This is a genomic window from Thioclava sp. JM3, from assembly GCF_002213185.1.
GTDB lineage: Bacteria > Pseudomonadota > Alphaproteobacteria > Rhodobacterales > Rhodobacteraceae > Thioclava > Thioclava nitratireducens.
This window is the reverse complement of record NZ_NBOB01000001.1, coordinates 614,434-638,662: the sequence shown is the minus strand read 5'-3', so window position 1 is coordinate 638,662 and position 24,229 is coordinate 614,434. Positions and strand designations below refer to the sequence as shown.

Here is a 24,229-nt window from a genome sequence, read left to right as displayed (position 1 = left end):
CTCTCATCGTCCCGGCCAGAGCGGGACAGTCATTTTCAATCCGAAGGAGAACACCGCGACCGACAGGAGCGTGACGACGAGCGCGAGCGCGATGCGCCAGCCGATCCGGCGGTCGGGAGCGGCCAGCGTCGCGATCAGTACGCTGGCCAACGTCACCGGCACCAGCCCCACGCGGTCGAGGCCTGCGGCAAAGACGAGGATCGCCGCCAGCACCGCGAGACATTCCTTCCACGCGATGCGGATCGCCTCACCACGCCGGGCGAGGGCGGGTAGGGCGATCATCACCCCCAAGACCGCCAGCACGCCGCCGAGAAGCGCCGGGAAGAACCCCGGTCCCATCCGGCGCAGCGAGCCGATCTCGTAGTGATCCACCGCGTAGAGGGTGACGAAGAGGCCGATGGCGACCAGAAGGACGCCACCCGCCAAATCAGGAATGTCGCGCTTCATCGATCAGTTCTTCGCGTCGATCCGGTCGAGCACCGCGCCCCAGACCTTGGTGTCCTCGGCGATGCGCTGTTTCAGATCTTCGGGCGAGCCGCCCGCCGCCTGCCAGCCCATGTCCAGCAGCCGCTTCTGCACGGCGTCATCCGCGAGGATCGCGTTGATATCGGTGTTGAGCGTGTCGATGATCGCCGGATCCGTCCCTGCGGGGGCGATGAAGGCGTTCCACAGCTCGGCGCGGAAATCGTCGGGCAGACCGGCCTGACCCGCCATGACCGGGACGCCCGGGGCCTGCGCGAAGGGCTTCTCGGAGGTGATGCCGAGGATCTTCAGCTTGCCCGCCTCGACATATTGCATCGCAGCCGAGGGCGCCATGAAGCCGCAATCGATCTCGTGCGCGATGATCGCGGTGGTGACCTCGGCATAGGAGGTGAAGGGGATATGCAGCATCTCGACGCCGGCGCGGTCCGAGAACAGCTCTGCTGTCAGATGCGCGCCCGAGCCCTTGCCGACCGAGCCGTAGGCCAGCGCCTCGGGCTCTTTCCCGGCGGCTTTCACGAAGCCCGCGAGATCGTCGGCGGGGAAATCGGCAGCCACGACAAGCACCAGCGGCGAGGTCGCGATCAGCGTGACCGGCGCGATATCCTTGGTGACGTCATAGCCGAGATTCGGCGTCAGGCGCGGTGCGGTGGTCAGCGGGCCGTTGATCGTGGTGGCGAAGGTGTTCTTCTGATCCTGCGCGTTCAGCATCTGCTGGATGCCGATCACGCCGCCCGCGCCGGGCTTGTTCTCGATCACGATGGGCTGGCCCAGCTTGTCGGCCAGTGGCTCGGTCACGATCCGTGCCAGCAGGTCGGGCGAAGAGCCCGCGGGGAAGCCCACGAATACGTGCTGCGGCTGGCTCGGCCAGTTGGCATTCTGTGCCAGAGCGGGCTTGCAAAGCGAAACAGCGGCAGCGCCCAAAAGGGCCGCGCGACGCGAAATGATCATGGTAGAGCCTCCCGGAGTCATATTTGGCAAAAATGCCCGTAATCGCGCGCAAGATTGCGGAATGTTCTGGGCTTGGCAAGGCGTTACCGGAAATTGGTCGGCATCGGCGCAGCTGCTATTCCGCCGCCAGCCGCAACAGTTCGTCGCGCAGTCTGAGCGCGAGTGGCGACAGCGGGCGCCGCTTGAGGCAGAGCAGGTAATAGGGCGACACGCTTAGCTGATGGTGCATCCGCAGGATCTTGAAGCTCGCATTCACCGGCGCGCGGATCAGCAGTTGCGCGACCTCTTCCGAGACCGAGGCGACCGCGTCGCTCTGCGCGAGATAGGCGATGGTGAACAGAAGCGAGGGGCTGTTCACGCAGTCGCGCGGCTCGGACAGACCGAGCGCGGCGAAAGCCTCGAAGGTGGCCTCCCGGATCGGCGCGCCGCGCTGCTGCATGATCCATTCATACTCGCCCAGCTCGGTCATCGTCACGATGGGCGCGCGGGCCAGCGGGTGATCGGAGCGCACGAGGAAGACGACCTTCTCGTCGCGCATCGGCGTGATGTCGAACAGTGCGCTGTCGAATTCGGGCAGAACCCGGGCGAGGATGAAATCCATCTCCCCCGCCGCGAGATAGCCCAGAAGATCGCGCGAAGGCAGAACCTCCACGGAGATGTCGGTCTCGGGCGAGGCGCGCTTGATCGCGCGGATCGCGGGCACGAGATAGCCCACCGCCGGGCCGGTCACCGCGCCGATCCGCACCCGCCCGGCGTGGCCGTGGCGCAGCGCCTCGATGTCGGAGCTCATGCTCTCCAGTTCGCGCAGAACCGCGCGGGCGCGGCGCAGGACGGTGAGCCCGATCTCGGTCGGCTCCATCCCGGTGGGCAGACGGTTGAAGAGGGGGGCGCCGACGCGGCGCTCCACCTCGGCCAGCATCCGCGACGCGGCCGGCTGGGTCATCGCGCAGCTTTCGGCGGCGAGTTGCAACTGGCCGGATTCAGCGACGGCGCGGATCAGGCGCAGCTGCGCCGGTTTCAACATCAGGTGGGAAAGTGACATATCAATATTGGTATGCAGATCGCGTTGAATGTAATTTTATCATCATGCACCGACATTGCTAGTGTCTCTTCCACGCCCGGTATCGGGCTGCGCGAGGAGATCGACGGACCGCGCACCGTCATAGGGAGGACACCATGAAAATCAAAACCGCCGCCGCAGCGCTGGCGATCGGCACCGCATTGCTCGGGACCGGCGCCTGGGCCGAAACTGTCGGCATCTCGATGCCCACCAAATCGTCGGCCCGCTGGATTTCCGACGGCAACTCGATGGTCGAGCAGTTCCAGGCCGCAGGCTACGACACCGATCTGCAATACGCCGAAGACGACATTCCGAACCAGCTCGCCCAGGTCGAGAACATGATCACCAAGGGCGTGGACGTTCTGGTGATCGCCGCGATCGACGGCACCACACTGTCGAACGCGCTGGCCAACGCGAAGGCCGCCGATATCAAGGTCATCGCGTACGACCGCCTGATCCGCGACACCCCGGATGTCGACTATTACGCGACCTTCGACAACTTCAAGGTCGGCGTCGAGCAGGCCAATTCGCTGGTGCAGGGCCTCGAAGAGCGTTTCCCCGATCAGAAGCCGTGGAATGTCGAGCTGTTCGGCGGCTCGCCGGACGACAACAACGCCTATTTCTTCTACAACGGCGCGATGTCGGTGCTGCAGCCGCTCATCGACTCGGGTGATATCGTGATCCCGTCCGGGCAGATGGGCATGGACACGGTCGGCACGCTGCGCTGGGACGGTGCGGTCGCACAGGCTCGCATGGATAACCTGCTCTCGGCCAACTACACCGACAAGAAGGTGCAAGGGGTTCTGTCGCCCTATGACGGGCTGTCGATCGGCATCCTGTCCTCGCTCAAGGGCGTGGGCTACGGGTCCGGCGACATGAAGATGCCGATCGTCACCGGTCAGGACGCCGAAATCCCCTCGGTGAAATCGATCCTCGCGGGCGAGCAGTATTCGACCATCTTCAAGGACACCCGCGAACTGGCGAAAGTCACCGTCGGTATGGTCAACGCGATGCTCAAGGGCGGCGAGCCCGAGATCAACGACACCGAGACCTATGACAATGGCGTCAAGGTGATCCCGTCCTTCCTGCTCCAGCCGGTGCCGGTGGACAAATCGAACTGGGAAAAGGTTCTGATCGACTCCGGTTACTACACCAAGGATCAGATCGAGTAAGCCGGGCCTGCCCCGACTTGCCACGCTGGCCGCCCTTCGGGGCGGCCAATTCCCCCCGATTTGACGCCGGAGAGGTCGGATGACCACCCTTCTTGAAATGCGCAACATCACCAAGACCTTTCCTGGTGTGAAAGCGCTCGACGACGTCTCGATCGCGGTCCGCGAGGGCGAAATCCACGCGATCTGCGGCGAGAACGGCGCGGGAAAATCGACCCTGATGAAAGTGCTCTCAGGCGTTTATCCCGCAGGCAGCTATGAGGGCGAGATCGTCTATGACGGCGCCGCTGCCGAATTCCGCGACATCCGCGACAGCGAGGATCGCGGCATCATCATCATTCACCAGGAGCTGGCGCTCGTGCCGCTTCTGTCGATTGCCGAGAACATCTACCTCGGCAATGAACGCGCCCAGAGCGGCGTGATCAACTGGCAGGAAACCTTCCAGCAGACCGAGGGCCTTCTGAAGAAGGTCGGGTTGCGCGAGGCGCCCGGAACGCTGGTCGACAGCCTCGGCGTGGGCAAGCAGCAGCTTGTCGAGATCGCGAAGGCTCTGTCGAAGAACGTGCGCCTGCTGATCCTCGACGAGCCGACTGCGGCTCTGTCGGAATCCGACAGCCAGGCGCTGCTGGATCTGTTGCTGGAGCTGAAGGCGCAGGGCGTGACCTCGATCATCATCAGCCACAAGCTGAACGAGGTGAAGCGCGTGGCCGACAGCGTGACCGTGATCCGCGACGGGGCCACGATCTCCACCATTGACGCGCGCGGCGGCGATCTTACCGAAGACCGCATCGTGCGCGACATGGTGGGCCGCGACATGGCGCATCGCTTCCCCGACCGGGAACGGCGCGCGGGCGAGGTGCTGTTCGAGCTGAAGAACTGGAACGTGCGCCACCCCGAACACCGCGACCGCCAGATGATCCGCGACCTGTCGATGCATGTCCGTGCCGGCGAGGTAGTGGGCATCGCGGGGCTGATGGGCTCGGGCCGCACGGAACTTGCCATGAGCGTCTTCGGGCGCAGCTACGGGCGCGACATTTCGGGCGAGGTGCTGATCCACGGCAAGCCCGCCGATGTCTCGACCGTCGACCGCGCCATCGCGGCTGGGCTCGCCTATGTCACAGAGGACCGCAAGAGCCTCGGGCTGATCCTCGAGGAGACCATTCAGCGCAACACCACGCTGGCCAATCTCGGCGCGGTGGCGAAGAACGGCGTTGTCGAGGATTATCGCGAAACCGAGGTGGCCGAGAAATACCGCCGCGATCTCAATATCCGCACGCCTTCGGTGTTCCAGAAGGTGATGAACCTCTCGGGCGGCAACCAGCAGAAGGTCGTGCTCGCGAAATGGCTCTTTACCGAGCCGGAGGTGTTGATCCTCGACGAGCCGACGCGCGGCATCGATGTCGGTGCGAAATACGAAATCTACGGGATCATCAACGAACTGAGCGCGGCCGGGAAGGCCGTCATCATGATCTCTTCGGAGATGCCGGAACTCCTGGGCATGTCCGACCGGATCTACGTGATGAACGAGGGCAGTTTCGTGGGCGAGTTGAACGCCGACGAGGCCAGCCAGGAGCGCATCATGTCCTTGATCGTTAGGGAATAGGAAAAGTCATGGACCAGATCGAACAAGCGAATTCCGAGCCCTCCGGTGGCCTTGGGATCGGCGCCTATATCGCGCGCCACATCCGCGAATACGGACTGCTGTTTGCGTTGATCGCGATCATGCTGTTCTTCCAGATCGTGACGGGCGGCACGCTGCTCAAACCGGTCAACATCACCAACCTGTTCCTGCAGAACAGCTACATCATCATCATGGCGCTGGGCATGCTGCTGGTGATCGTGGGGGGCAATATTGACCTCTCGGTCGGCTCTGTCATGGGCTTCATCGGGGCCTTCGCCGCCGTGCTGATCGTATCGATGGACCTGCCGGTCGCGGTGGCGATCCCGGCGTGCCTCGTCATGGGCATGGCGATCGGCGCGGTGCAGGGTTATTTCGTGGCCTATTGGAAGATCCCGTCCTTCATCGTGACGCTTGCGGGGATGCTGGTGTTCCGCGGCCTGTCGCTCTGGCTGCTCGAAGGGCAGTCCATCGGGCCGTTCCCGAAATCGTTCCAGGCGCTTTCGACCGGGTTCATCGCGGACCCGTTCGGCGTGGGCCGCCCCAATTCGCTGGCGCTGGCAGTGGGTGTCGCCGCGGTGGTGCTGCTGGTGTGGCTGGGTGTCCGTGCGCGCTCCCGCGATGCGCGCTACGGGATCGAGGGTGAACCCCTTGGCCTCTTCGTGCTGCGCAACGCCATCGTCGCGGCAGCCCTTCTCTTCGTGACGTGGAAGCTCGCATGGTTCCGCGGCCTGCCCAACGTGCTGCTATCGATGGTGATCCTGACGATCATCTATGTCTTCGTCACCGAACGCACCACGCTGGGCCGCCGGGTCTACGCGGTGGGCGGCAATGCGAAGGCGGCCAAGCTGTCGGGCATCCGCACCGAGCGGCTGACCTTCCTGACCTTCGTGAACATGGGCCTGCTGGCCGCGCTCGCCGGTCTCGTCTTCGCCGCGCGTCTGAACACCGCGACCCCGAAAGCGGGCTTTGCGGTGGAGCTCGACGTGATCGCGGCGGTCTTCATCGGGGGCGCTTCGATGTCGGGCGGCTCGGGCAAGATCATCGGCGCGGTCGTCGGCGCCTTCATCATGGGCGTGATGAATAACGGCATGTCGATCCTCGGGATCGGCATCGATTACCAACAGGTCATCAAGGGGCTCGTGCTGCTCGCCGCGGTCTTCTTCGATGTCTACAACAAGAACAAGGAAGCCTGAGATGTTGCTCTCGCAATTGACCCTTGCCGACGGATCGCGCGCCGTGGCCGTGCGTGAAGACGGCCCCGCGCATCTGGTGCCGGGTGTCTCCACCACGCGCGATCTGGCGCTGGCCGCCATCGCCGCCGGACATGATCTGGCTGCCGAGATCGCCGCGCGCGGGCAGGGGGACGAGGTGGACCTGGAGGCCGCCTATGCCGAGGGGCGCATGCTGGTGCCGCTCGATCATCCCGATGCCGCGCATCTGCATCTGACGGGGACGGGGCTGACCCATCTGGGCTCCGCCTCCACCCGCGACGCGATGCACACCAAGGTCACCGAGGAGATGACCGACAGCATGAAGATGTTCCGCATGGGGCTGGAGGGCGGCAAGCCCGCCGCTGGCTCCGTGGGTGTGCAGCCCGAGTGGTTCTACAAGGGCAACGGTCTGGCCGCTGTCGCGCCGGGCGCTGCGCTGACCTCGCCGAACTTCGCGCTCGATGGTGGCGAGGAACCGGAGGTCGCGGGGCTCTACGTCATCGCGCCCGACGGGCAGCCGGTCCGCGTGGGCTTCGCGCTGGGCAACGAGTTCTCCGACCACGTCACCGAGCGCGGGAACTACCTGTGGCTCGCCCATTCCAAGCTGCGCCCGGCGAGCTTCGGTCCCGAGATGCTGGTGGGCGATCTGCCGGACAGCGTCGAGGGCACCAGCCGCATCCTGCGCGGTGGCAAGACCGTCTGGGAAAAACCCTTCTTGTCGGGCGAGGCGAACATGTCCCACACGATCGCCAATCTCGAGCATCACCACTTCAAATACGCACCGTTCCGCGATCCGGGCGATGTGCATGTGCATTTCTTCGGCACCGCCACGCTCAGCTTCGCCGACGGGATCAGCGCCGAGCCGGGGGACGTCTTCGAGATCGAATGCCCACAGTTCGGTCTCGCGCTTCGCAATCCGCTCGCCCGCAATTCCGACGCGTCGGCCCCCGTGGCCGTCGCCAGCCTCTGAGGTCCGACATGGCTTTCACCCCCGCCCCCTGGCCCCGCAAACTGCGCTCGCAGGAATGGTATGGCGGCAATACGCGCGACACGATCTACCACCGCGGCTGGATGAAGAACCAAGGCTATCCGCATGACCTGTTCGACGGTCGCCCGATCATCGGCATCCTGAACACATGGTCCGATCTGACGCCCTGTAACGGCCACCTGCGCGAGCTGGCCGAGAAGGTAAAGGCGGGCATCTGGGAGGCCGGTGGCTTCCCGGTCGAAGTGCCGGTCTTCTCGGCCTCCGAGAACACCTTCCGCCCGACCGCGATGATGTTTCGCAATCTCGCGGCCCTCGCGATCGAAGAGACCATCCGTGGCCAGCCGATGGACGGGGCGGTGCTGCTGGTGGGCTGCGACAAGACCACGCCATCGCTGATGATGGCGGCGGCGAGCTGCGATATCCCCTCGATCGTCGTGACCGGCGGGCCGATGCTGAACGGCTATTTCCGGGGCGAGCGGGTGGGCTCGGGCACGCATCTGTGGAAATTCTCCGAAGCCGTGAAAGCGGGCGAGATGACGCAGGACGAATTCCTTGAGGCCGAAGCGTCGATGTCCCGCTCCTCGGGCACCTGCAACACGATGGGGACGGCAAGCACGATGGCGAGCATGGCCGAGGCGCTCGGCATGGCGCTGTCGGGCAATGCCGCGATCCCGGCGGTGGACAGCCGCCGCCGCGTGATGGCGCAGCTTTCGGGGCGGCGCATCGTGCAGATGGTGAAGGACGATCTGAAGCCCTCCGACATCATGACCAAGCAGGCCTTCGAGAACGCGATCCGCACCAATGGCGCGATCGGGGGCTCGACCAATGCGGTGGTGCATCTGCTGGCGCTGGCGGGCCGGGTCGGCGTCGATGTCACGCTCGACGACTGGGACCGCTGCGGGCGCGATGTGAAGACCATCGTGAACCTGATGCCATCGGGCAAATACCTGATGGAGGAATTCTTCTACGCGGGCGGTCTGCCGGTCGTACTGAAGCGTCTCGGCGAGGCGGGGCAGCTGCACAAGGACGCGCTGACCGTGTCGGGCGGGGCGATCTGGGACGAGGTCAAGGACGTCGTGAACTGGAACGAGGACGTGATCCTGCCAGCCGACAAGCCGCTGACCGATCAGGGCGGCATCGCGGTGCTGCGCGGCAATCTCGCGCCGAAAGGGGCGGTGCTCAAACCCTCCGCCGCGAGCCCGCATCTTCTGACCCACCGTGGGCGCGCCGTCGTCTTCGAGGATATCGACGACTACAAGGCGAAGATCAACGACGACGCGCTCGATATCGACGAGACCTGCGTGATGGTGCTGAAGAATTGCGGCCCCAAGGGCTATCCCGGCATGTCCGAGGTGGGCAATATGGGCCTGCCGCCGAAAGTGCTGAAGAAGGGCATCACCGACATGGTGCGGATCTCGGATGCGCGGATGTCGGGGACGGCTTACGGCACGGTCGTGCTGCACACCTCGCCCGAGGCCGCCGCCGGTGGTCCGCTGGCGGTCGTGCAGAACGGCGACATGATCGCGCTCGACGTGCCGAACCGCAGCCTGACGCTCGAAATCTCGGACGCGGAACTGGCCGAGCGGCTTGCCAAGTGGCAGCCGAGCCATGAGCGGCCGGAAGGTGGCTATGCGTGGCTGCATCAGGCGCATGTGATGGGCGCGGATACCGGGGCGGACCTCGATTTTCTCGTCGGCTGCCGCGGCAACCCGGTCGGAAAGGACAGTCACTGATGAAACTCGCGCTCGTCGGCATCGGCAAGATCGCCTTGGATCAACACGTGCCCGCCATCTCCGCCAGTCCGGATTGGGAACTGGCAGCGACGGTTTCGCGGCATGGCACGGTCGAGGGGGTGCCAGCCTACACCCGGATCGAGGAGATGCTCTCCTCCCATCCCGAAATCGAAGTTGTGAGCCTCTGCCTGCCGCCCGTGCCGCGCTTCCTCGCGGCGCGCGCAGCCCTTGAGGCCGGGCGGCATGTCATGCTCGAAAAGCCGCCCGGCGCGACCCTGGCCGAGGTGCATGCGCTCGAGGCGATGGCCGCCGCGCGGGGCCTCACGCTGTTCGCGACATGGCATTCGCGCATGGCCCATGCGGTGGCGGCCGCCAAATCATGGCTCGCGGATCGCAAGGTTCACTCGGGCCGGATCATCTGGCGCGAGGACGTGCGCAAATGGCATCCCGGGCAGGAATGGGTGTTCGAGCCCGGTGGCATGGGCGTCTTCGATCCGGGCATCAACGCACTCTCGATCCTGACCGAAATTCTTCCCGCGCCGGTTCACCTTACGGCGGCAGAGCTGGAATTTCCCGCCAACCGGCAGGCCCCCATCGCCGCGCGGCTGAGCTTTACCGGCTCCATCGAGGCGGATTTCGACTGGCGTCAGGAAGGCCCGCAGACCTGGGATATCGAGATCGACACCGATGCCGGGGCGATGGCGCTGCGTTTGGGCGGCAATGTGCTTGAGATCGGCGGTACGAAAGCCGAGGGTGCCGAGAGCATCATGGAAGAATACCCCGCGCTCTACGCCCGCATGGCAGGGCTGGTGCGGCAAGGCGCATCCGATGTGGATCTTGCGCCGATGGTGCATGTGGCCGACGCGTTCCTGCTGGGCCGCCGCACCGCTGTTGAAGACTTCGAATTCTGAAGGATACCGAAATGACCTATACCCCGCATGGCAAGCATCTGATCGCAGGCGACTGGATCGAGACCGAGCCGAAATTCACATCGGAGCCTGTCGAAGGGCCGTCGCATGAGTTCTGCATGGGTACGGTCGAGATGGTGAATGCTGCCTGCGAGGCGGCGGAGGAGGCGTTCTGGGACTATGGCTATTCGAGCCGCGAGACCCGGGCGACATTCCTCGACACCATCGCCGACGAGATTGACGCCCGCGGCGAGGCGATCACCGAGATCGGGACGCAGGAAAGCGGTCTGCCCGAGGCGCGCCTGAACGGCGAGCGCGGCCGAACCGTCGGCCAGTTGCGCCTCTTTGCCGATCATATCCGAAAGGGCGATTACCTCGACCGGCGTCACGATGAAGCACTCCCCGACCGCCAGCCGCTGCCGCGCCCCGATCTGCGGATGATCCAGCGTCCGATCGGCCCCGTCGCGGTCTTCGGCGCGTCGAACTTCCCGCTGGCCTTCTCGACCGCGGGCGGCGACACAGCCGCGGCGCTCGCGGCGGGCTGCCCGGTCGTCGTGAAGGGCCATCCGGCGCATCCCGGCACCGGCGAGATCGTGGCCGAAGCGATCAAGGCCGCGGCCGAGAAATGCAACATGCCCAAGGGCGTGTTCAGCCTCGTCCAGGGTGGCTCGCATGATGTGGGGCAGGCGCTGGTGCAGCACCCGCGGATCAAGGCCGTGGGCTTCACCGGATCGCTGGCGGGCGGCAAGGCGCTCTACGATTTGTGCGCCCAGCGTCCCGAGCCGATCCCGTTCTTCGGCGAGCTGGGCTCGGTCAACCCGATGTTCCTGCTGCCCGAAGCGACTTCGGCGCGCGGCGAGGATCTGGGCGTCGGCTGGGCAGCCTCGCTCACCATGGGCGCGGGCCAGTTCTGCACCAATCCCGGCATCGCGGTGGTGATGGAGGGCGACGCGGGTGAAGCCTTCGTCAAATCCGCGCTGGCCGCCCTCGAGGCGAGCGGCGCGCAGGTCATGCTGACCGACGGCATCGCCGAAGCCTATCGCAAGGGCGCGGCGCGGATGCAGGAATCCGGCGGCGTGCAGGAGCTGCTGACCCAAGTCTGCGACCGGCGCGAGGCGAAGCCCTACCTGTTCCGCGTCTCCGCCGCCGACTGGCTGGAGAACGCGGCTCTCTCCGAGGAGGTGTTCGGCCCGCTCGGCCTGATCGTGACCGTCAAGGATGCCGACGAAATGGTGAAGGTCGCACGCAGCTTCGAGGGCCAGCTGACCGCGACCTTGCAGATGGATGACGCCGACGCCGATCTCGCACGCCGCCTGCTGCCGGTGCTCGAGCGCAAGGCGGGCCGGGTGCTGGCGAACGGCTTCCCCACCGGTGTCGAAGTCTGCGACGCGATGGTGCATGGCGGGCCGTATCCGGCATCGACCAATTTCGGCGCAACCAGCGTCGGCACGCTCTCGATCAGACGCTTCCTGCGCCCGGTCTGCTATCAGAACATTCCCGAGGCGCTGTTGCCCGAAGACCTTCAGGGCTGAGGAGGCCCGCCGGTTCGGGCAGGGCTTAGCGAAATGGCATTCGGCCCGGCGAGCAGATCGCCGGGCCGAATGTCGTTCGGATGCGCAGGTAGTTCTTTGCTTGGGCTCGGCTCTTCAAGGCCGGCGTTGGTAAAGGACCGCGATCAGACGCGCCGGGGGAGCTATGCCATTGAAATGCAAAGGTGAGGGAGACGAAGCGGGACCGCGTGGCTCTGCCGCTCTCGCGGAATTTGGGCCGACCAATCGCCTGGCCGAAACCCGGCAGGCATAACTGGAATGTGTAATGGCGGAGACGAAGGGATTCGAACCCTCGAGACCCTTCCGGGCCTACTCCCTTAGCAGGGGAGCGCCTTCGACCACTCGGCCACGTCTCCGCGGACCCGTATAGGGATCGTCTCGGGGGGAGACAAGCGGTTTTTCGACGGAATTTCTGGTGGTTTGCGATTTCTCTCGTGTGGGGCCGAACGGGCGCGGGTGGGGCGCGCGGCTCGGCGTCGGGCAGGGCGCTGGCCCTCATGAAAAACGCGCGCGAGATGTCTCGCGCGCGTTTCGTTTTCAAGGGGTTTCGCTTGGCTCTAGCGCGTCGTCTCGCCGCGCCGGCGCACCACCACGTCGACCGTGATCGACGCGAGCAGCACCGCCGCCGTCGCCATCAGCTGCACCGCCGCCGGCAGACCCAGAAGCGCCATGCCGTTGACGATTGCCGCGATCACGACGCCACCGAGGATCGCGTGGATTGGATGGCCGCGCCCGCCGAACAGCGAGGTGCCCCCGATCACTGCGGTCGCGACGACATAGAGCACGATCGTGCCGCCGTCGAAGCTGGTGGAGATCGAGCGCAGGCGCGAGGCGTAGATGATGCCGCCCAGACCCGCCGTCGTCGCCGCCAGCGTAAAGGCTGCGGTCCGGATCAGGCGCAGGTTGATGCCCGCCCGGCGCGCAGCCTCGGCATTGCCGCCGATTGCGAGGACATAGCGGCCGAACTTGAGCCGCCCCAGCAGGAAGGACCATGCCAGCAGCACCGCGAAGACGATCGGGATCACCCACGGCATGCCCGAGAGCGGGAAGCGTGCGACGCCTCGATTCATGTTCGAGATCGTCACCAGCACGATACCCGCGATCACGGCCGCGGCGATCTTCGCGATGGTGAGGCCCATTGGCGGAGCGACGAGGCCGCTCTTGCGACGTTTCGCATCCTTGCTGAAGGTGAGGATCGCGAAAACGAGAACCACGACGCCGGTCATCAGCCAGCCCATCAGCGGGCTCAGCGTGCCATTGGCGAAGTTGTTGATCGTGTCACTCGCGACAGGGATCGTTCCCCCGGCGCCCAGCAGTTGGATCATCAGACCGTTGAAGCCCAGAAGGCCCGCCAGCGTGACGACGAAAGAGGGCAGTTTCAGGCGCGTGATCAGCGAGCCCTGGAAGATGCCCAGAACCGCCGGCACGGCCAGACCTGCCAGAACCGCCGCCCACCAGGGCCAGTCGGAGCCCGGTGCCACCAGCAGTGTCGCCACTGTCGCCCCGATCCCGGCCACGAAGCCGAGCGACAGGTCGATCTCGCCCAGCAAGAGGACAAAAACCTGTCCCATCCCGATCATCATGAAGACCGAGCCCTGAACGAGCAGGTTCACGATGTTCCCCGGCGAGAGGAATTTCGGGTTCTGCAGCTGGAAGATCAGAGAGATCAGCACGAAGCCCAGAAGAACCGGGAGCACGCCGCTTTCGCCTGCCTTGATCTTCGCCCAGGTGCGCGAGAGGTAGCTCGAGAAGCTCTGATCCTCGGTCGTGGCGCCCACCACGGCAGAGGGGCCGCTTTCGCCCGATGCCTCGCGTTGCGCCGCGACGTCCTTGGCGTTCTCTGCCGCGATCGAGGCGGCGGCGCGCATCGCGCCCGGCTCGACCACATGGTCGGATTTGCCCGTGGTCATCAGCTCGACCACGCGCTGGGTGTCGTATTCCTCGATCGGGCCCTGACTGACCATCTCGCCCAGACGCAGGATCGCGATCCGGTCGGAAACTGCGAAGACGTCGTTGAGGTTGTGCGAGATCATCACCACCGCGAGGCCCTGATCGGCGAGGCGACGCACGAGTTGCAGCACCTGACCGGTCTGGGCCACGCCGAGCGCCGCCGTGGGCTCGTCGAGGATCACCAGTTTGGAATTCCACATCACGGCCTTGGCGACCGCGATCGATTGCCGCTGACCGCCCGAGAGCGCCGAGACCGGCGCGCGGATCGAGCGCAGCGTGGTCACGCGCAAGCCTTGCAGCGTCTCTGCTGCGGCGCGCTCCATCGCGTCCTCGTCGAGCATCCCGTTGGTCAGGATCTCGCGCCCGAGGAACATGTTCTGCACGACGTCGAGATTGTCGCACAGCGCGAGGTCCTGATAGACGACCTCGATGCCCAGCTCCGCACTGTCGCGCGGCGAGCGGACGCGGACCTCGTTGCCTTCCCATTCGATCACGCCGCCATCGGCTTCATGGATGCCGGCGATGGTTTTCGTCAGCACGGATTTGCCCGCGCCATTGTCACCGACCAGTGCCGTCACCTCGCCGGGGCGCACGTCGAAATCGACCCCGCTGAGCGCCTGCACTGCGCCGAAACTCTTTTCCAGACCCCGAATGCGGAGGATCGCGTCGCGATCCTCCGCTTGGGACCCGGTGCCGTTGCCCGTGTCCATCATCAGCTATCAGTTCCCGATGCCAGCGGATTTGCACGCGTCAGCCGCGTCGCCCGCACAGAGCTTGGAGGTGTCGACGAAGCCGTCTTTCACGACGGTGTCGGCCATGTTCTCCGGGGTGACCCAGATCGGCTTGAGCAGGATCGAGGGCACGTCCATGCCGCCCTGGCTGTCATTGACCTTGCCGTTGACGAGGCCGTCGGGCGGGTTTTCACCGGCACGCATGTAGAGCGCGAGTGCGGCGGCCGCCTGGGCTTCGAGATAGATCGGCTTGTAGACGGTGCCGCACTGGTAGCCAGTGAGCACGTTCTGCAGGCCGGTGACGGTCGCGTCCTGACCGGTGGTCGGGAAGGCTTTCGCCGGCACGTTCAGCGTCTTGAGATAGGAGATGACCGCGTTGGCGTTGTCGTCATTCGGGGTGACGACGGCGTTCATCTCCTGATGCGCGGTGAACTGCTGCTCGAAGGTGGTCCGTGCGACAGACGGGTCCCAGGTGCCCGCGGGCTCGCCCGCATTGGTGTAGCTGCCGTCGTCGAATTTCGGCTGAAGCACCTTCATGTAGCCCTGCTTGAACAGCGTGGCGTTGTTGTCATCGGGGGAGCCCGCCATCACGAGGATATTCGGCTTCTCGATGTTCCAATCGCTCAGGCACTGTTCCATGCCCTTGCCGATCAGCTCGCCGACATATTCGTTGTCGAAGCTGATATAGTAGTCGCGCGAACCGCCAAGCGTGATCCGGTCATAGTCGATGACCGCGACGCCGTGCTCTTTCGCGTATTTCTCGACAGCGGCACCGCCGCCCGAGGAGATCGGGTCGATCAGCAGAACCGTCGCGCCCTGGCTGATATCGGTCTGCGCCTGGGTGAGCTGGTCGGCTTCCGAGCCTTGCGCGTTGGTGATGATCAGGTCGTCCGAGGACAGGCCCGCCGCTTCGAAGGCTTTCTTCAGGTAGGGCTCGTCGAAAGAGGTGTAGCGGGCGGAGCTGGCGGTGTCGGGCAGCAGCACGCCGACCTTGCCTTTGCCCTTGGACGCGATGTCCTTGAGTTGGCTCATGGCCGAGAAGTCGGCGCCGAAGCTGTCGGCGGTGATGTTCTGGGCCTGCGCGGCACCTGCAATCAGGCCGAGCGCGAGAACGCTGGTTCCGGCGAGACGCGCGGCGGTTCCGCACGTCGAGCGACGAATGTTTTTCATTGTAATCCTCCTAAGGCCGGATGGGGTTCCTCCCGGTGGAGCGGGCAACGCCTCACTCCCGCGCGCCGCCCGTGCCGACCTCCGGCAGGACAACGCCGGGACGCGCATCCGGCACGCGCCCCGTTAGCGCCATCATGGAGCGAATTGTTGCTCTGAACAGGGGGCGAAAGCCAAAATTTACTCACGAAACCGTGACGGAACGCAGCGTCGGGAGCCTGATGGGAAATTTGCTGGGGCGGGCAGGCGGCCGCCTCGTGGGCGGAGAGGTGGGCAGAGAGGCAGTCTGGCGGGCCGGATCGTTCGCGTTCCCCGGATGTCTCACCCGGAGTGGTTGACACCCGCGCGCGCCGATGTATAAGCCCGCCATCCCGGTAACGCGAGTTGCCGGGGTTATTCATTGGTGTTGGTGGACCTCGCAAGAGGAAACCTGTCGCCGGTCGCCGCAAGGCCCGGAGGAGGACAACGCCCTTCGAAACGCTAAAGAAGGAGATCAGCCGTGACCAAACGCACGTCTGCCAAGTACAAAATCGACCGCCGCATGGGCGAGAACATCTGGGGCCGCGCCAAGTCGCCCGTCAACCGTCGTGAATACGGCCCCGGCCAGCACGGTCAGCGCCGCAAGGGCAAACTGTCCGACTTCGGTATCCAGCTCCGCGCCAAGCAGAAGCTCAAGGGCCATTACGGCGACCTGACCGAGAAGCAGTTCCGCCGCATCTACGCCGAAGCCGAGCGTGTGAAGGGCGACACCGGTGAAAACCTGATCGGTCTGCTCGAGCGCCGCCTCGACGCGCTGGTCTACCGCGCCAAGTTCGTCCCGACCGTCTTCGCAGCGCGCCAGTTCGTGAACCACGGCCATGTGCTCGTGAACGGCAAGAAAGTGAACATCCCCTCCTATCGCCTGAAAGAAGGCGACGTGGTGGAAGTCCGCGAGAAGTCCAAGCAGATGGCTCTGGTTCTCGAAGCCGTTCAGTCGCCCGAGCGTGACGTTCCGGATTACATCGAAGCCGACCACAACAAACTGACCGCCAAATTTGTGCGCACCCCGGCCCTGTCCGACGTGCCCTTCGCAGTTCAGATGGAACCGAATCTCGTGGTCGAATTCTACGCGAAGAACTGATCCCTCAGTCTTCGCCGATCATTTGGAAAGGCCGTGCCCCCGGGGCGCGGCCTTTTTATTTTGGGCGATGGGCGAGGGGGGCTTTTGTCCGGAACAGCCGCGCAGCGGCCCGGGCAGCGCCCGGCCGCCCCCTCGGGCGGGCGCTCTTCGGTCTCATCGGCGCGGCGAGGTCGTGCGGATGTGGTGAGATAAAGGGGCAACCGCTGAATGAAGCGCGCCCACCCGGCGGTCGGGCGCTGCCCTCCGGCACTCGTGGGCAATACATCTCTCATCGACGTGCTATGACATCCGTTGCATCCCTGCCGCGTCTGCTATGCGGGTGATCTTCTCACTAGCCCTGTCGCGCCATGGCGGATAGAACTCGGGCCACGATTCAGGAGTGCACAATGACCACGCATATTCGCCCCCAGCCCGGTATTATGGACATCGAGCTCTATCAGGGCGGCGCCTCCCATGTGGCGGGGCGCACCGATGCCGTGAAGCTCAGCTCGAACGAGAACCCGTTCGGCCCCTCGGACAAGGCCAAGGACGCGTTCGCGAAATGCGCCCATTCGATGCATCGTTACCCCTCGACCGACCACGGCAAGCTGCGCACGGCCATCGGTGACGTGCACAAGCTCGATCCCGACCGGATCATCTGCGGGGTGGGCTCGGACGAGATCATCCACTTCCTGTGCCAGGCCTATGTCGGCGCGCGCGACGAGGTGATTTTCACCGAGCACGGCTTCCTGATGTATCGCATCTCGACCATGGCCGCGGGCGGCACGCCGATCGAGGTGAAAGAGCGCGACCGCACGACCGATGTCGATGCAATTCTGAGCGCCTGCACCAAGAAGACCAAGCTCGTCTTCCTCGCCAATCCGAACAACCCGACCGGCACGATGATCCAGCTGGCGGAGCTGGAGCGGCTGGCCGCGGGCCTGCCGAAAGGCGCGCTGCTGGTGATCGACGGCGCTTATGCGGAATATGTCGAAGGCTATGACGGCGGGGCGGAGCTGGCGACACGCCTGCCCAACGTCTTCATGACGCGGACATTCTCGAAGATTTACGGCCTCGGCGGGCTGCGCGTCGGCTGGGGCTACGGGTCGCGCGAAGTGATCGACGTGCTCAACCGTATCCGTGGTCCGTTCAACCTCTCGACCGCGCAGCAGGAGACCGCAGAGGCCGCCGTGCGCGATCAGGACTGGGTCACGAAATGCCGCGATGACAACACGCGCCTGCGCGCGTGGCTCGCAGAAGCGTTGGCGGAAAAAGGCGTTCCGTCAGATACTTCCACGGCGAACTTCATCCTTGCGCGTCTGGCCTCCGAGCAGGAGGCCGCCGATTGCGATACCTATCTGAAATCCGAAGGGATCATCGTGCGCCGGGTCGCGGGCTATAACCTGCCCAACTGCCTGCGCATCACCGTGGGCGACGAACCCTCGTGTCGCCGCGTCGCGCATCTGATCGGCGTCTTCAAGGCAGGCGGGATCGAGGTGCCCAGATGAGCCAACTCTACCAGCGGGTCGCGCTGATCGGGCTCGGCCTGATCGCCTCGTCGATGGCGCATGCGATGCGTGAAAAGGGTCTGGCGGGCGAGATCGTCGGTCACGCGCGCTCTGCCGAGACGCGTGACACCGCGCTGGAGATCGGGCTGGTCGATGCCGTCTACGAGACCGCCGCCGAGGCGGTCGCGGGCGCCGATCTGGTTGTGCTCTGCGTGCCGGTCGGTGCGATGGACAAGATCGCCGAAGAGATCGCCGCGCATCTCGCCCCCGGCGCGACCGTCACCGATGTGGGCTCGGTCAAGCGCGCGGTGATCGACGCGGTCGGCCCGCATATGCCCGACGGTGTGCATTTCATCCCCGGCCACCCGCTGGCGGGGACCGAGCAATCCGGCCCGCGCTCGGGCTTTGCCACGCTGTTCGCCAATCGCTGGTGGCTGTTCACGCCGATCGAGGGCACCGACTCCGAGGCGCTGACCCGGTTGAAAACGCTGGTCGAGGCGATGGGTGCCAATACCGACGAGATGGCGCCCGATCACCATGATCTCGTGCTCTCGGTCGTGTCGCACACGCCGCACCTGATCGCCTATACGATGGTCGGCGTGGCGGATCATCTTCGTCGTGTAACCCACGAGGAAGTCATCAAATATTCCGCCACGGGTTTTCGCGATTTCACCCGGATCGCGGCCTCGGACCCGACGATGTGGCGCGACGTCTTCCTGACCAACAAGGAAGCGACGCTCGACATCCTCGGCCGCTTCACCGAGGAGCTATTCATGCTGCAACGCGCGATCCGCATGGGCGATGGCGACATGCTGCACGACTATTTCACGCGCACGCGCGCGATCCGTCGCGGCATCATCGAGGCGGGTCAGGATACGGATGCGCCCGATTTCGGCCGCGGCGCGCCGAAGAAAGACGCGTAAGGCGCACGCGGGCAGGCGGTCCGCGCCCTGCTGTCCGCCCCGTGTTTCACTGCCGTTGCGCGACCAGCTGCGGTGCGGGGCCCAGCGGCACCGGACCGAGGCTCATCTGCCCGTCCTTGAAAATCAGCGGCACTTCCAGCGCGCCATCGGGATTCTTCGCGGCCAGCATTGCGCCTATCCCGGTGACGAGTTTCACCTCGTCCTTTCCGATCAGCCCCATGCCCTGCGCGATGCCGACCCAGTTGCGCCACGAGGCAGAGCGGATCGTCAGCGTGCCGTCTGGATAGCCAGAGGGATCGACGGTCAGGTTGCCCTCGACCGAGACGTCGTTATCGCCCCAGCTCAGCGACAGGTCCGAGATCGCGAATGTCATCAGACCCGGCAGTCCTGCCTCGAGCGCGCTTTGGTCGATCGGCTCCCGCGTGCCCATGAGCGCGTCGAAATGGAGGCGCGTGATCGTGTCGGGCAGCGTGCCCTTCGGGTCGATCCGCTCGAGCAGATCGGCCGGCAGTTTCAGTTTCTTGGCTTCCGCGCCCAGACGATAGGCGGCGGCGGGCATCACCAGATCGGCGGCTTGGGCCGAGGCGCCGATCGCGCCCTGCGCCTTGTCCTTGCGCGCGATGGCGAGGCGCAGCTGATCGGCCGAAAGCTCCGGCTTGGCGGCCCCCTGGGGCGTCAGCACGGGGGACGCGACCACGGCGACCGCGTTTTCCAGCGGCAGCGCGGTCGAATAGCCCACCGTCATCGAGGCGCGCATGTCGTCTTGCGTCAGGCGGTAGGTCTTGTCGCCCAGATGCAGCATCTGGCCCGAGGGCAGGTAGGCGATCACCTTGTTGGGCTCATATCCCAGCGCGAAGATTTGCGCGAAGGGGGCGCTCCAGCGCCACAGGCCGCCCCGATCCTTCAGTTCCGGCTTGTCGAAGGTCAGATCGAAGCGCGAGGGGAAGCCCGCCAGCGAGACCGATTGCGCATCGCCCCAGCCTTCCTGCCGGGCCTGTGCGAGCATGTCGCGCGCGCCGTTCTCAATCTTGTGCGCGCCGTAGAACCAGTAGCCGCAATAGGCCAGCGTCGCGACCAGCACCAGAATGATCAGTTTGCGCATCGTAGCCTCTTTGCAAATCGGGTGAACCCCATGTAAGCCCTGAGCCCATGCAGGACCAGAGCGACGACAACAGGATCTGGGTCTTCGGCTACGGCTCGCTGATCTGGAACCCCGGCTTCGATTTCGACGAACGGATGCTTGCCCGCGCGCCGGGTTGGGAGCGCAGCTTCTGCATGCGCTCGCTGGTGCATCGCGGCACGCCCGAGGCGCCGGGACTGGTGCTGGCGCTCGACGAGGGGCAGGGCGCCTGCGCGGGGCTCGCCTTCGCGGTGAAGCCCGGACAGGAAGACGAGGTCATGACCTACCTGCGCGAGCGCGAGCTGGTGACCGCGGCCTATCTGGAACGAGAAATTGATGTCGATCTGGATGACGGGCGGCGCGTGCGCGCCGTGACCTACGTGATCGACCGCCATCACGACCAATATTGCGGTGGCCTCAGCGATGACGAGCAGGCCCGGATCATCGCCTCTGCCACCGGCGGGCGCGGTCCGAACCGCGATTATCTGTTCAATACTGCCCAGCATCTTCACGAATTGGGCATTCCCGACCCCCATCTTGATGCATTGGTGGCACGGCTGCGTGTCTTGTCGCGATAGGCCTTGGCGAAGGGCTGCGCCGTCGCTAGGCTCTGCGCAAACAGGCAAGAGGGGCAATGATGCAAGAGCCGATCCGGCTGGAGCCGCAATTCTCACAACCCGTGCGTCAGGTGATCCTGATGCTTCTGGTGCTCGGCTTGGTCGCTGCGGGAGGCTACTTCGCCTATTCGCGCATCTTCCCGATTTTCCTCGCCAATCCCTGGCTGAACGGGGTGATCCTCGCGGTCTTCGTCTTCGGCATCCTCGCCTGCTTCTGGCAGGTGGTGCAGCTGGTCAAGGCGGTGAACTGGATCGAGAGCTTCGCCGCCGATCGTCCGGGCCGTCCGCAGGTGCGCGCGCCGTCGATGCTGGCGCCGCTCGCAGCCCTTCTGGGCTCGCGCGAGGCGCGCCGCGCCGTGTCGTCCTCCTCCGGCCGCTCGATCCTCGAATCCGTCGCGACCCGGATCGACGAGGCGCGCGACATCACCCGTTACATCGCGGGGTTGCTGATCTTCCTCGGCCTACTGGGGACGTTTTACGGCCTCGCAACCACCGTCCCTGCCGTGGTGGAGACGATCCGCGCGCTCGCACCGAAGGAAGGCGAGAGCGCGATCGGCGTGTTCGACAATCTGATGACGGGGCTCGAAGCGCAGCTGGGCGGCATGGGCACGGCGTTCTCCTCGTCGCTTCTGGGTCTTGCGGGCTCGCTGGTGATCGGCTTGCTGGAACTGTTCGCGAGCCACGGTCAGAATCGCTTCTACCGCGAGCTGGAGGAATGGATTTCTTCGATCACGCGACTGTCCTTCACCGCGCTTGAAGGGGGCGATGGCGAAAGCTCTATGGTGGCGGGCGTCCTCGATCACATGTCCGAGCAGATGGACCAGATCCAGACGCTGTTCGTGCGCTCCGATGCCGGACGCGTGCAGACCGAGGCGCGCATCGCGCATCTGTCGAACGCGATCCACGACCTGTCGGAACGACTCTCGGCGGAGATGGATGCGCGCAACCGCCAGCAAGGCGCGCTGCAGCAGATGGCGGAGGGGCAGGAGCGGCTGATCGGCGCGCTCGATCATCTCGCGCAGCGCACGGCTGAAGGGGCACCCGAGGCAGAGGCGCTGATGGAGACCCGGATGCGGCTGCGCTCGATCGATCAGCAGATGATGCGGATGCTAGAGGAAGTCAGCGCCGGGCGGCAGGAAAGCATGGCCGAGCTGCGCCATGATTTCGCAGGTCTCACCCGGGCGATCCTCGGCTACAAGCCGCATCGCGAGGAGTAATTTATGGCTCTGGCACGGCGCGGCGGCAATCGGTTCTCGACCAACATCTGGCCGGGTTTCGTCGATGCGATGACGGCGCTTCTTCTGGTCCTGATGTTCGTGCTGTCGATCTTCATGATCGTGCAATCGGTTCTGCGCGACACGCTGAGCACCAAGGAAGGCGAGCTGATCCAGCTCAACGAGCAGGTCTCGAACCTCGCCAAGGCGCTGTCGCTGCAACAGACGAAGACGCAGCAACTGACGGGCGAGCTGGAGAACGCGAAGGACAAGGCCGATCAGCAGGATTCGCTGATCGCCACGCTGACCTCGCAGCTCGATGACCGGAAGGCCGCGCTGGCGGATGCGAAACAGAAGATTACAGAATTCGAAGCCCGCGTCGCGCAACTCGTAGGCGAGCGCAACGCCGCCCAGCAGGATGCGAGCGCCAAGGCCGACGAGATCCGGCTGAGCAAGGAAACCATCGCCGATCTGCGCGACAAGCTGACGAAATCGGGCGACGAGGTCGCGGCGATGACGCTGCAACTCGAAGAGGCACGCAAGAAGGCCGAGGACACGTTGACCAAGCTCGCCGCCGCGCAGACCGCGAAGGCCGATCTGGAAAAGCAGCTGGGCAAGCAGCTCTCGGAGGCCGAGAAGCAGGCCGCGCTGAAGGCCACTGCGCAGAAGGCGCTGGCCGATCAGCAGGCGATCTCGGAGGGCGCGCAGAAGAAGGTGGCGCTGCTCAATCAGCAGGTCGCGGCTTTGCGCAGCCAGCTTGCGCAGCTTCAGAATGTGCTCGACGAGGCGCAGCAGAAGGATGCCGAGGCCAAGGTGCAGCTCGACAACCTCGGACAACAGCTGAACGCGGCGCTCGCCCGCGCGGCGTCGGAGGAAAAGAAACGTGCCGATCTGCAGGAGAAACTGCGCAAGGAAGCAGAGGCCAAGGCGAAGGATTTGCAGAACTACCGCTCGGAATTCTTCGGCAAGCTGTCGCAGCTTCTGAAGGGCAAGCAGGGCGTGAAGGTGGAAGGCGACCGCTTCGTCTTCTCCTCCGAAGTGCTGTTCGCGCCGGCTTCGGCCACGCTGTCGGATGCGGGCCGCGCGCAGATCAAGCAGGTCACGGCGCTGCTCGATCAGCTGCGCGGGGAAATCCCGAGCGACATCCCGTGGATCATCCGCGTCGACGGCCATACCGACGACACGCCGCTGTCGGGGCAGGGCGAGTTCAAGGATAACTGGGAACTGAGTCAGGCACGCGCGCTTTCGGTGGTGAAATACATGGTGGACAGCCTCGGCTTCCCGCCGGATCGGCTCGCCGCCGCCGGGTTCGCGCAGTTCGACCCGGTGAACACCGCCGACACGCCCGAGGCGCGCGCCCAGAACCGCCGGATCGAGTTGAAGCTGACCGAGCGCTGAGGCGCGAGGGACAAAAGAAAAGGCTGCCGGGCGATGCCTCGGCAGCCTTTCGCGTTCCGTGTCACCTGAGAGGGCTCAATGCCCCTGCGTCATCTCGCCCTTCGCCATCGCCAGATGGTGCGGCTGATGATGCGCGCCGACCGTCAGGATGCCGATGAAGCCGAGCGCGCGGATTTTCTGCGCATCCGCCCCGGTCACGGTGAGCGCGCTGCCGCCGGGGATTTCCTCGGCTCTCATCTCCCAGCCCCGAATACCGTTCATCGTCGCGACATGGGCGGGCACCATTGCGCGGATGGAGGCGGTAACCGCAGGATCGTCCGAGGTCGCCTCGAAGCGCGCACCGCCCTCGATGTCGCTCTCGCTGACCTTGGCGTGCAGGGTGACATTGTTCATGTCGATCAGATGCTGGCGCAGCGCCTCGATATCGACGCGGTTCCAATCCGTGTCGGGATCGGCGAGCAGATGGGCCACGATCTCCTGGATCGCCGCGAAAGCGGATTGACCCGGCTCGGTAATCGCGCCCGCTGCCTGCATCCCGGGCATCTGCTCGGGCGCGGTCATGGGCATCTGCCCGTCGGCATGGGCCTCGTCCGGCATCATGTGGTCGTCATGGGCGGGCATGTCCTGGTCGGCGCCCATATGCGCGTGGTCGCCCATCTCCGCATCGTCCATCATCATGTGATCGCCCGACATCATGTCATGCGTGTCCCCATCCGCGCTGCCATCCCCGTGCGCGTAGCTGAGGGTGGGCAGCGCCACGAGGGCGAGAATGCTGAGAAAGCGTGTCATGAGTCCTCCGGAGTTTTGCGTCACCCTGTCATCTTTCTTCGG

General features: G+C 65.1%; 20 protein-coding genes and 1 tRNA gene. 13 read left to right on the top strand and 8 right to left on the bottom strand.

What is annotated here, in order from left to right; translation table 11 throughout:
• Positions 1 to 3 precede the first annotated feature (3 nt).
• From B6V73_RS03005 to B6V73_RS02995, 3 genes are all read right to left on the bottom strand, one after another.
• Positions 4 to 447 (bottom strand): tripartite tricarboxylate transporter TctB family protein, encoded by a 444-nt coding sequence (locus B6V73_RS03005; protein ID WP_088724460.1) that lies wholly within the window; start codon positions 445 to 447, stop codon positions 4 to 6.
• A 3-nt stretch (positions 448 to 450) separates the two neighbouring features.
• Positions 451 to 1,431 (bottom strand): tripartite tricarboxylate transporter substrate binding protein, encoded by a 981-nt coding sequence (locus tag B6V73_RS03000; protein ID WP_168174853.1) that lies wholly within the window; start codon positions 1,429 to 1,431, stop codon positions 451 to 453.
• A gap of 115 nt (positions 1,432 to 1,546) precedes the next feature.
• Positions 1,547 to 2,473, bottom strand: a complete 927-nt coding sequence (locus tag B6V73_RS02995; protein WP_075777066.1) for a LysR family transcriptional regulator — start codon at positions 2,471 to 2,473, stop codon at positions 1,547 to 1,549.
• A 134-nt stretch (positions 2,474 to 2,607) separates the two neighbouring features.
• Between B6V73_RS02995 and chvE the strand changes: the two genes are divergently transcribed.
• The 7 genes from chvE to B6V73_RS02960 all read left to right on the top strand — a co-directional run bounded on the left by chvE (position 2,608) and on the right by B6V73_RS02960 (position 11,653).
• Entirely contained in the window at positions 2,608 to 3,663 is a 1,056-nt protein-coding gene (gene chvE / locus B6V73_RS02990; RefSeq protein WP_075777067.1) for a multiple monosaccharide ABC transporter substrate-binding protein, read from the top strand.
• A 79-nt stretch (positions 3,664 to 3,742) separates the two neighbouring features.
• Positions 3,743 to 5,263: a multiple monosaccharide ABC transporter ATP-binding protein gene (gene mmsA, locus B6V73_RS02985; RefSeq protein ID WP_075777068.1), complete on the top strand. Its 1,521-nt coding sequence runs from the start codon at positions 3,743 to 3,745 to the stop codon at positions 5,261 to 5,263.
• Positions 5,264 to 5,271: 8 nt separating this feature from the next.
• Positions 5,272 to 6,474 carry a multiple monosaccharide ABC transporter permease gene (gene mmsB / locus B6V73_RS02980; RefSeq protein WP_075777069.1) on the top strand — a complete coding sequence of 401 codons (1,203 nt, stop codon included), beginning with the start codon at positions 5,272 to 5,274 and terminating at the stop codon, positions 6,472 to 6,474.
• Position 6,475: 1 nt separating this feature from the next.
• A complete protein-coding gene (gene araD1 / locus B6V73_RS02975; RefSeq protein WP_088724458.1) occupies positions 6,476 to 7,462 on the top strand; it encodes an AraD1 family protein in 987 nt (328 codons plus the stop codon).
• Positions 7,463 to 7,470: 8 nt separating this feature from the next.
• Positions 7,471 to 9,213 (top strand): L-arabinonate dehydratase, encoded by a 1,743-nt coding sequence (gene araD, locus B6V73_RS02970; protein WP_088724457.1) that lies wholly within the window; start codon positions 7,471 to 7,473, stop codon positions 9,211 to 9,213.
• Positions 9,213 to 10,124 carry a Gfo/Idh/MocA family oxidoreductase gene (locus B6V73_RS02965; protein ID WP_075777072.1) on the top strand — a complete coding sequence of 304 codons (912 nt, stop codon included), beginning with the start codon at positions 9,213 to 9,215 and terminating at the stop codon, positions 10,122 to 10,124. The genes araD and B6V73_RS02965 overlap by 1 nt, the downstream gene beginning before the upstream one ends.
• Before the next feature lie 11 nt (positions 10,125 to 10,135).
• The gene (locus B6V73_RS02960) at positions 10,136 to 11,653 is read left to right on the top strand and encodes an aldehyde dehydrogenase (NADP(+)) (RefSeq protein ID WP_088724456.1); all 1,518 of its coding nucleotides are present in this window, start codon (positions 10,136 to 10,138) and stop codon (positions 11,651 to 11,653) included.
• Between the two features lie 284 nt (positions 11,654 to 11,937).
• Here B6V73_RS02960 and B6V73_RS02955 read toward each other — a convergent pair.
• The 3 genes from B6V73_RS02955 to B6V73_RS02945 all read right to left on the bottom strand — a co-directional run bounded on the left by B6V73_RS02955 (position 11,938) and on the right by B6V73_RS02945 (position 15,522).
• A tRNA-Ser gene (locus B6V73_RS02955) sits at positions 11,938 to 12,027 on the bottom strand.
• A gap of 201 nt (positions 12,028 to 12,228) precedes the next feature.
• Positions 12,229 to 14,334 (bottom strand): ATP-binding cassette domain-containing protein, encoded by a 2,106-nt coding sequence (locus B6V73_RS20670; RefSeq protein ID WP_088718414.1) that lies wholly within the window; start codon positions 14,332 to 14,334, stop codon positions 12,229 to 12,231.
• Positions 14,335 to 14,340: 6 nt separating this feature from the next.
• Complete coding sequence (locus B6V73_RS02945) at positions 14,341 to 15,522, bottom strand: substrate-binding domain-containing protein (RefSeq protein WP_168174852.1); 1,182 nt, start codon at positions 15,520 to 15,522, stop codon at positions 14,341 to 14,343.
• A 496-nt stretch (positions 15,523 to 16,018) separates the two neighbouring features.
• Here B6V73_RS02945 and rpsD point away from each other — a divergent pair, with 496 nt between their 5' ends.
• The 3 genes from rpsD (at position 16,019) to B6V73_RS02930 (ending at position 19,049) form a co-directional block, all read left to right on the top strand.
• Positions 16,019 to 16,639, top strand: coding sequence for a 30S ribosomal protein S4 (gene rpsD, locus B6V73_RS02940; protein ID WP_075775099.1), 621 nt, complete (start codon positions 16,019 to 16,021; stop codon positions 16,637 to 16,639).
• 386 nt (positions 16,640 to 17,025) lie between these two features.
• Positions 17,026 to 18,126 carry a histidinol-phosphate transaminase gene (gene hisC, locus B6V73_RS02935; RefSeq protein WP_075775098.1) on the top strand — a complete coding sequence of 367 codons (1,101 nt, stop codon included), beginning with the start codon at positions 17,026 to 17,028 and terminating at the stop codon, positions 18,124 to 18,126.
• Positions 18,123 to 19,049 (top strand): prephenate/arogenate dehydrogenase family protein, encoded by a 927-nt coding sequence (locus B6V73_RS02930; RefSeq protein WP_088724454.1) that lies wholly within the window; start codon positions 18,123 to 18,125, stop codon positions 19,047 to 19,049. Before hisC ends, B6V73_RS02930 begins: the two co-directional genes overlap by 4 nt.
• A 46-nt stretch (positions 19,050 to 19,095) precedes the next feature.
• Here the strand turns inward: B6V73_RS02930 and B6V73_RS02925 are convergent, their stop codons facing one another.
• Complete coding sequence (locus B6V73_RS02925) at positions 19,096 to 20,151, bottom strand: DUF2125 domain-containing protein (RefSeq protein ID WP_088718417.1); 1,056 nt, start codon at positions 20,149 to 20,151, stop codon at positions 19,096 to 19,098.
• A gap of 47 nt (positions 20,152 to 20,198) precedes the next feature.
• Here B6V73_RS02925 and B6V73_RS02920 point away from each other — a divergent pair, with 47 nt between their 5' ends.
• The 3 genes from B6V73_RS02920 to B6V73_RS02910 are packed head-to-tail and all read left to right on the top strand — an operon-like array spanning position 20,199 to position 23,398.
• On the top strand, positions 20,199 to 20,747 hold the full coding sequence (locus B6V73_RS02920; RefSeq protein WP_199224640.1) for a gamma-glutamylcyclotransferase: 549 nt from the start codon (positions 20,199 to 20,201) through the stop codon (positions 20,745 to 20,747).
• Positions 20,748 to 20,806: 59 nt separating this feature from the next.
• Entirely contained in the window at positions 20,807 to 22,003 is a 1,197-nt protein-coding gene (locus B6V73_RS02915) for a biopolymer transporter ExbB (RefSeq protein WP_088719347.1), read from the top strand.
• Positions 22,004 to 22,006: 3 nt separating this feature from the next.
• On the top strand, positions 22,007 to 23,398 hold the full coding sequence (locus B6V73_RS02910) for a peptidoglycan -binding protein (protein WP_088718418.1): 1,392 nt from the start codon (positions 22,007 to 22,009) through the stop codon (positions 23,396 to 23,398).
• A 75-nt stretch (positions 23,399 to 23,473) separates the two neighbouring features.
• On the opposite strand, the gene B6V73_RS02905 is transcribed toward B6V73_RS02910, so the two are convergent.
• Complete coding sequence (locus tag B6V73_RS02905; RefSeq protein ID WP_088724453.1) at positions 23,474 to 24,187, bottom strand: hypothetical protein; 714 nt, start codon at positions 24,185 to 24,187, stop codon at positions 23,474 to 23,476.
• Positions 24,188 to 24,229: the final 42 nt, after the last annotated feature.

Bases quoted from the DNA above. Each gene is read 5' to 3' on its own strand.
- B6V73_RS03005 (WP_088724460.1), bottom strand. From the start codon at position 447: ATGAAGCGCGACATTCCTGATTTGGCGGGTGGCGTCCTTCTGGTCGCC.
- B6V73_RS03000 (WP_168174853.1), bottom strand. From the start codon at position 1,431: ATGATCATTTCGCGTCGCGCGGCCCTTTTGGGCGCTGCCGCTGTTTCG.
- B6V73_RS02995 (WP_075777066.1), bottom strand. From the start codon at position 2,473: ATGTCACTTTCCCACCTGATGTTGAAACCGGCGCAGCTGCGCCTGATC.
- chvE (WP_075777067.1), top strand. From the start codon at position 2,608: ATGAAAATCAAAACCGCCGCCGCAGCGCTGGCGATCGGCACCGCATTG.
- mmsA (WP_075777068.1), top strand. From the start codon at position 3,743: ATGACCACCCTTCTTGAAATGCGCAACATCACCAAGACCTTTCCTGGT.
- mmsB (WP_075777069.1), top strand. From the start codon at position 5,272: ATGGACCAGATCGAACAAGCGAATTCCGAGCCCTCCGGTGGCCTTGGG.
- araD1 (WP_088724458.1), top strand. From the start codon at position 6,476: ATGTTGCTCTCGCAATTGACCCTTGCCGACGGATCGCGCGCCGTGGCC.
- araD (WP_088724457.1), top strand. From the start codon at position 7,471: ATGGCTTTCACCCCCGCCCCCTGGCCCCGCAAACTGCGCTCGCAGGAA.
- B6V73_RS02965 (WP_075777072.1), top strand. From the start codon at position 9,213: ATGAAACTCGCGCTCGTCGGCATCGGCAAGATCGCCTTGGATCAACAC.
- B6V73_RS02960 (WP_088724456.1), top strand. From the start codon at position 10,136: ATGACCTATACCCCGCATGGCAAGCATCTGATCGCAGGCGACTGGATC.
- B6V73_RS20670 (WP_088718414.1), bottom strand. From the start codon at position 14,334: ATGATGGACACGGGCAACGGCACCGGGTCCCAAGCGGAGGATCGCGAC.
- B6V73_RS02945 (WP_168174852.1), bottom strand. From the start codon at position 15,522: ATGAAAAACATTCGTCGCTCGACGTGCGGAACCGCCGCGCGTCTCGCC.
- hisC (WP_075775098.1), top strand. From the start codon at position 17,026: ATGACCACGCATATTCGCCCCCAGCCCGGTATTATGGACATCGAGCTC.
- B6V73_RS02930 (WP_088724454.1), top strand. From the start codon at position 18,123: ATGAGCCAACTCTACCAGCGGGTCGCGCTGATCGGGCTCGGCCTGATC.
- B6V73_RS02925 (WP_088718417.1), bottom strand. From the start codon at position 20,151: ATGCGCAAACTGATCATTCTGGTGCTGGTCGCGACGCTGGCCTATTGC.
- B6V73_RS02920 (WP_199224640.1), top strand. From the start codon at position 20,199: ATGCAGGACCAGAGCGACGACAACAGGATCTGGGTCTTCGGCTACGGC.
- B6V73_RS02915 (WP_088719347.1), top strand. From the start codon at position 20,807: ATGCAAGAGCCGATCCGGCTGGAGCCGCAATTCTCACAACCCGTGCGT.
- B6V73_RS02910 (WP_088718418.1), top strand. From the start codon at position 22,007: ATGGCTCTGGCACGGCGCGGCGGCAATCGGTTCTCGACCAACATCTGG.
- B6V73_RS02905 (WP_088724453.1), bottom strand. From the start codon at position 24,187: ATGACACGCTTTCTCAGCATTCTCGCCCTCGTGGCGCTGCCCACCCTC.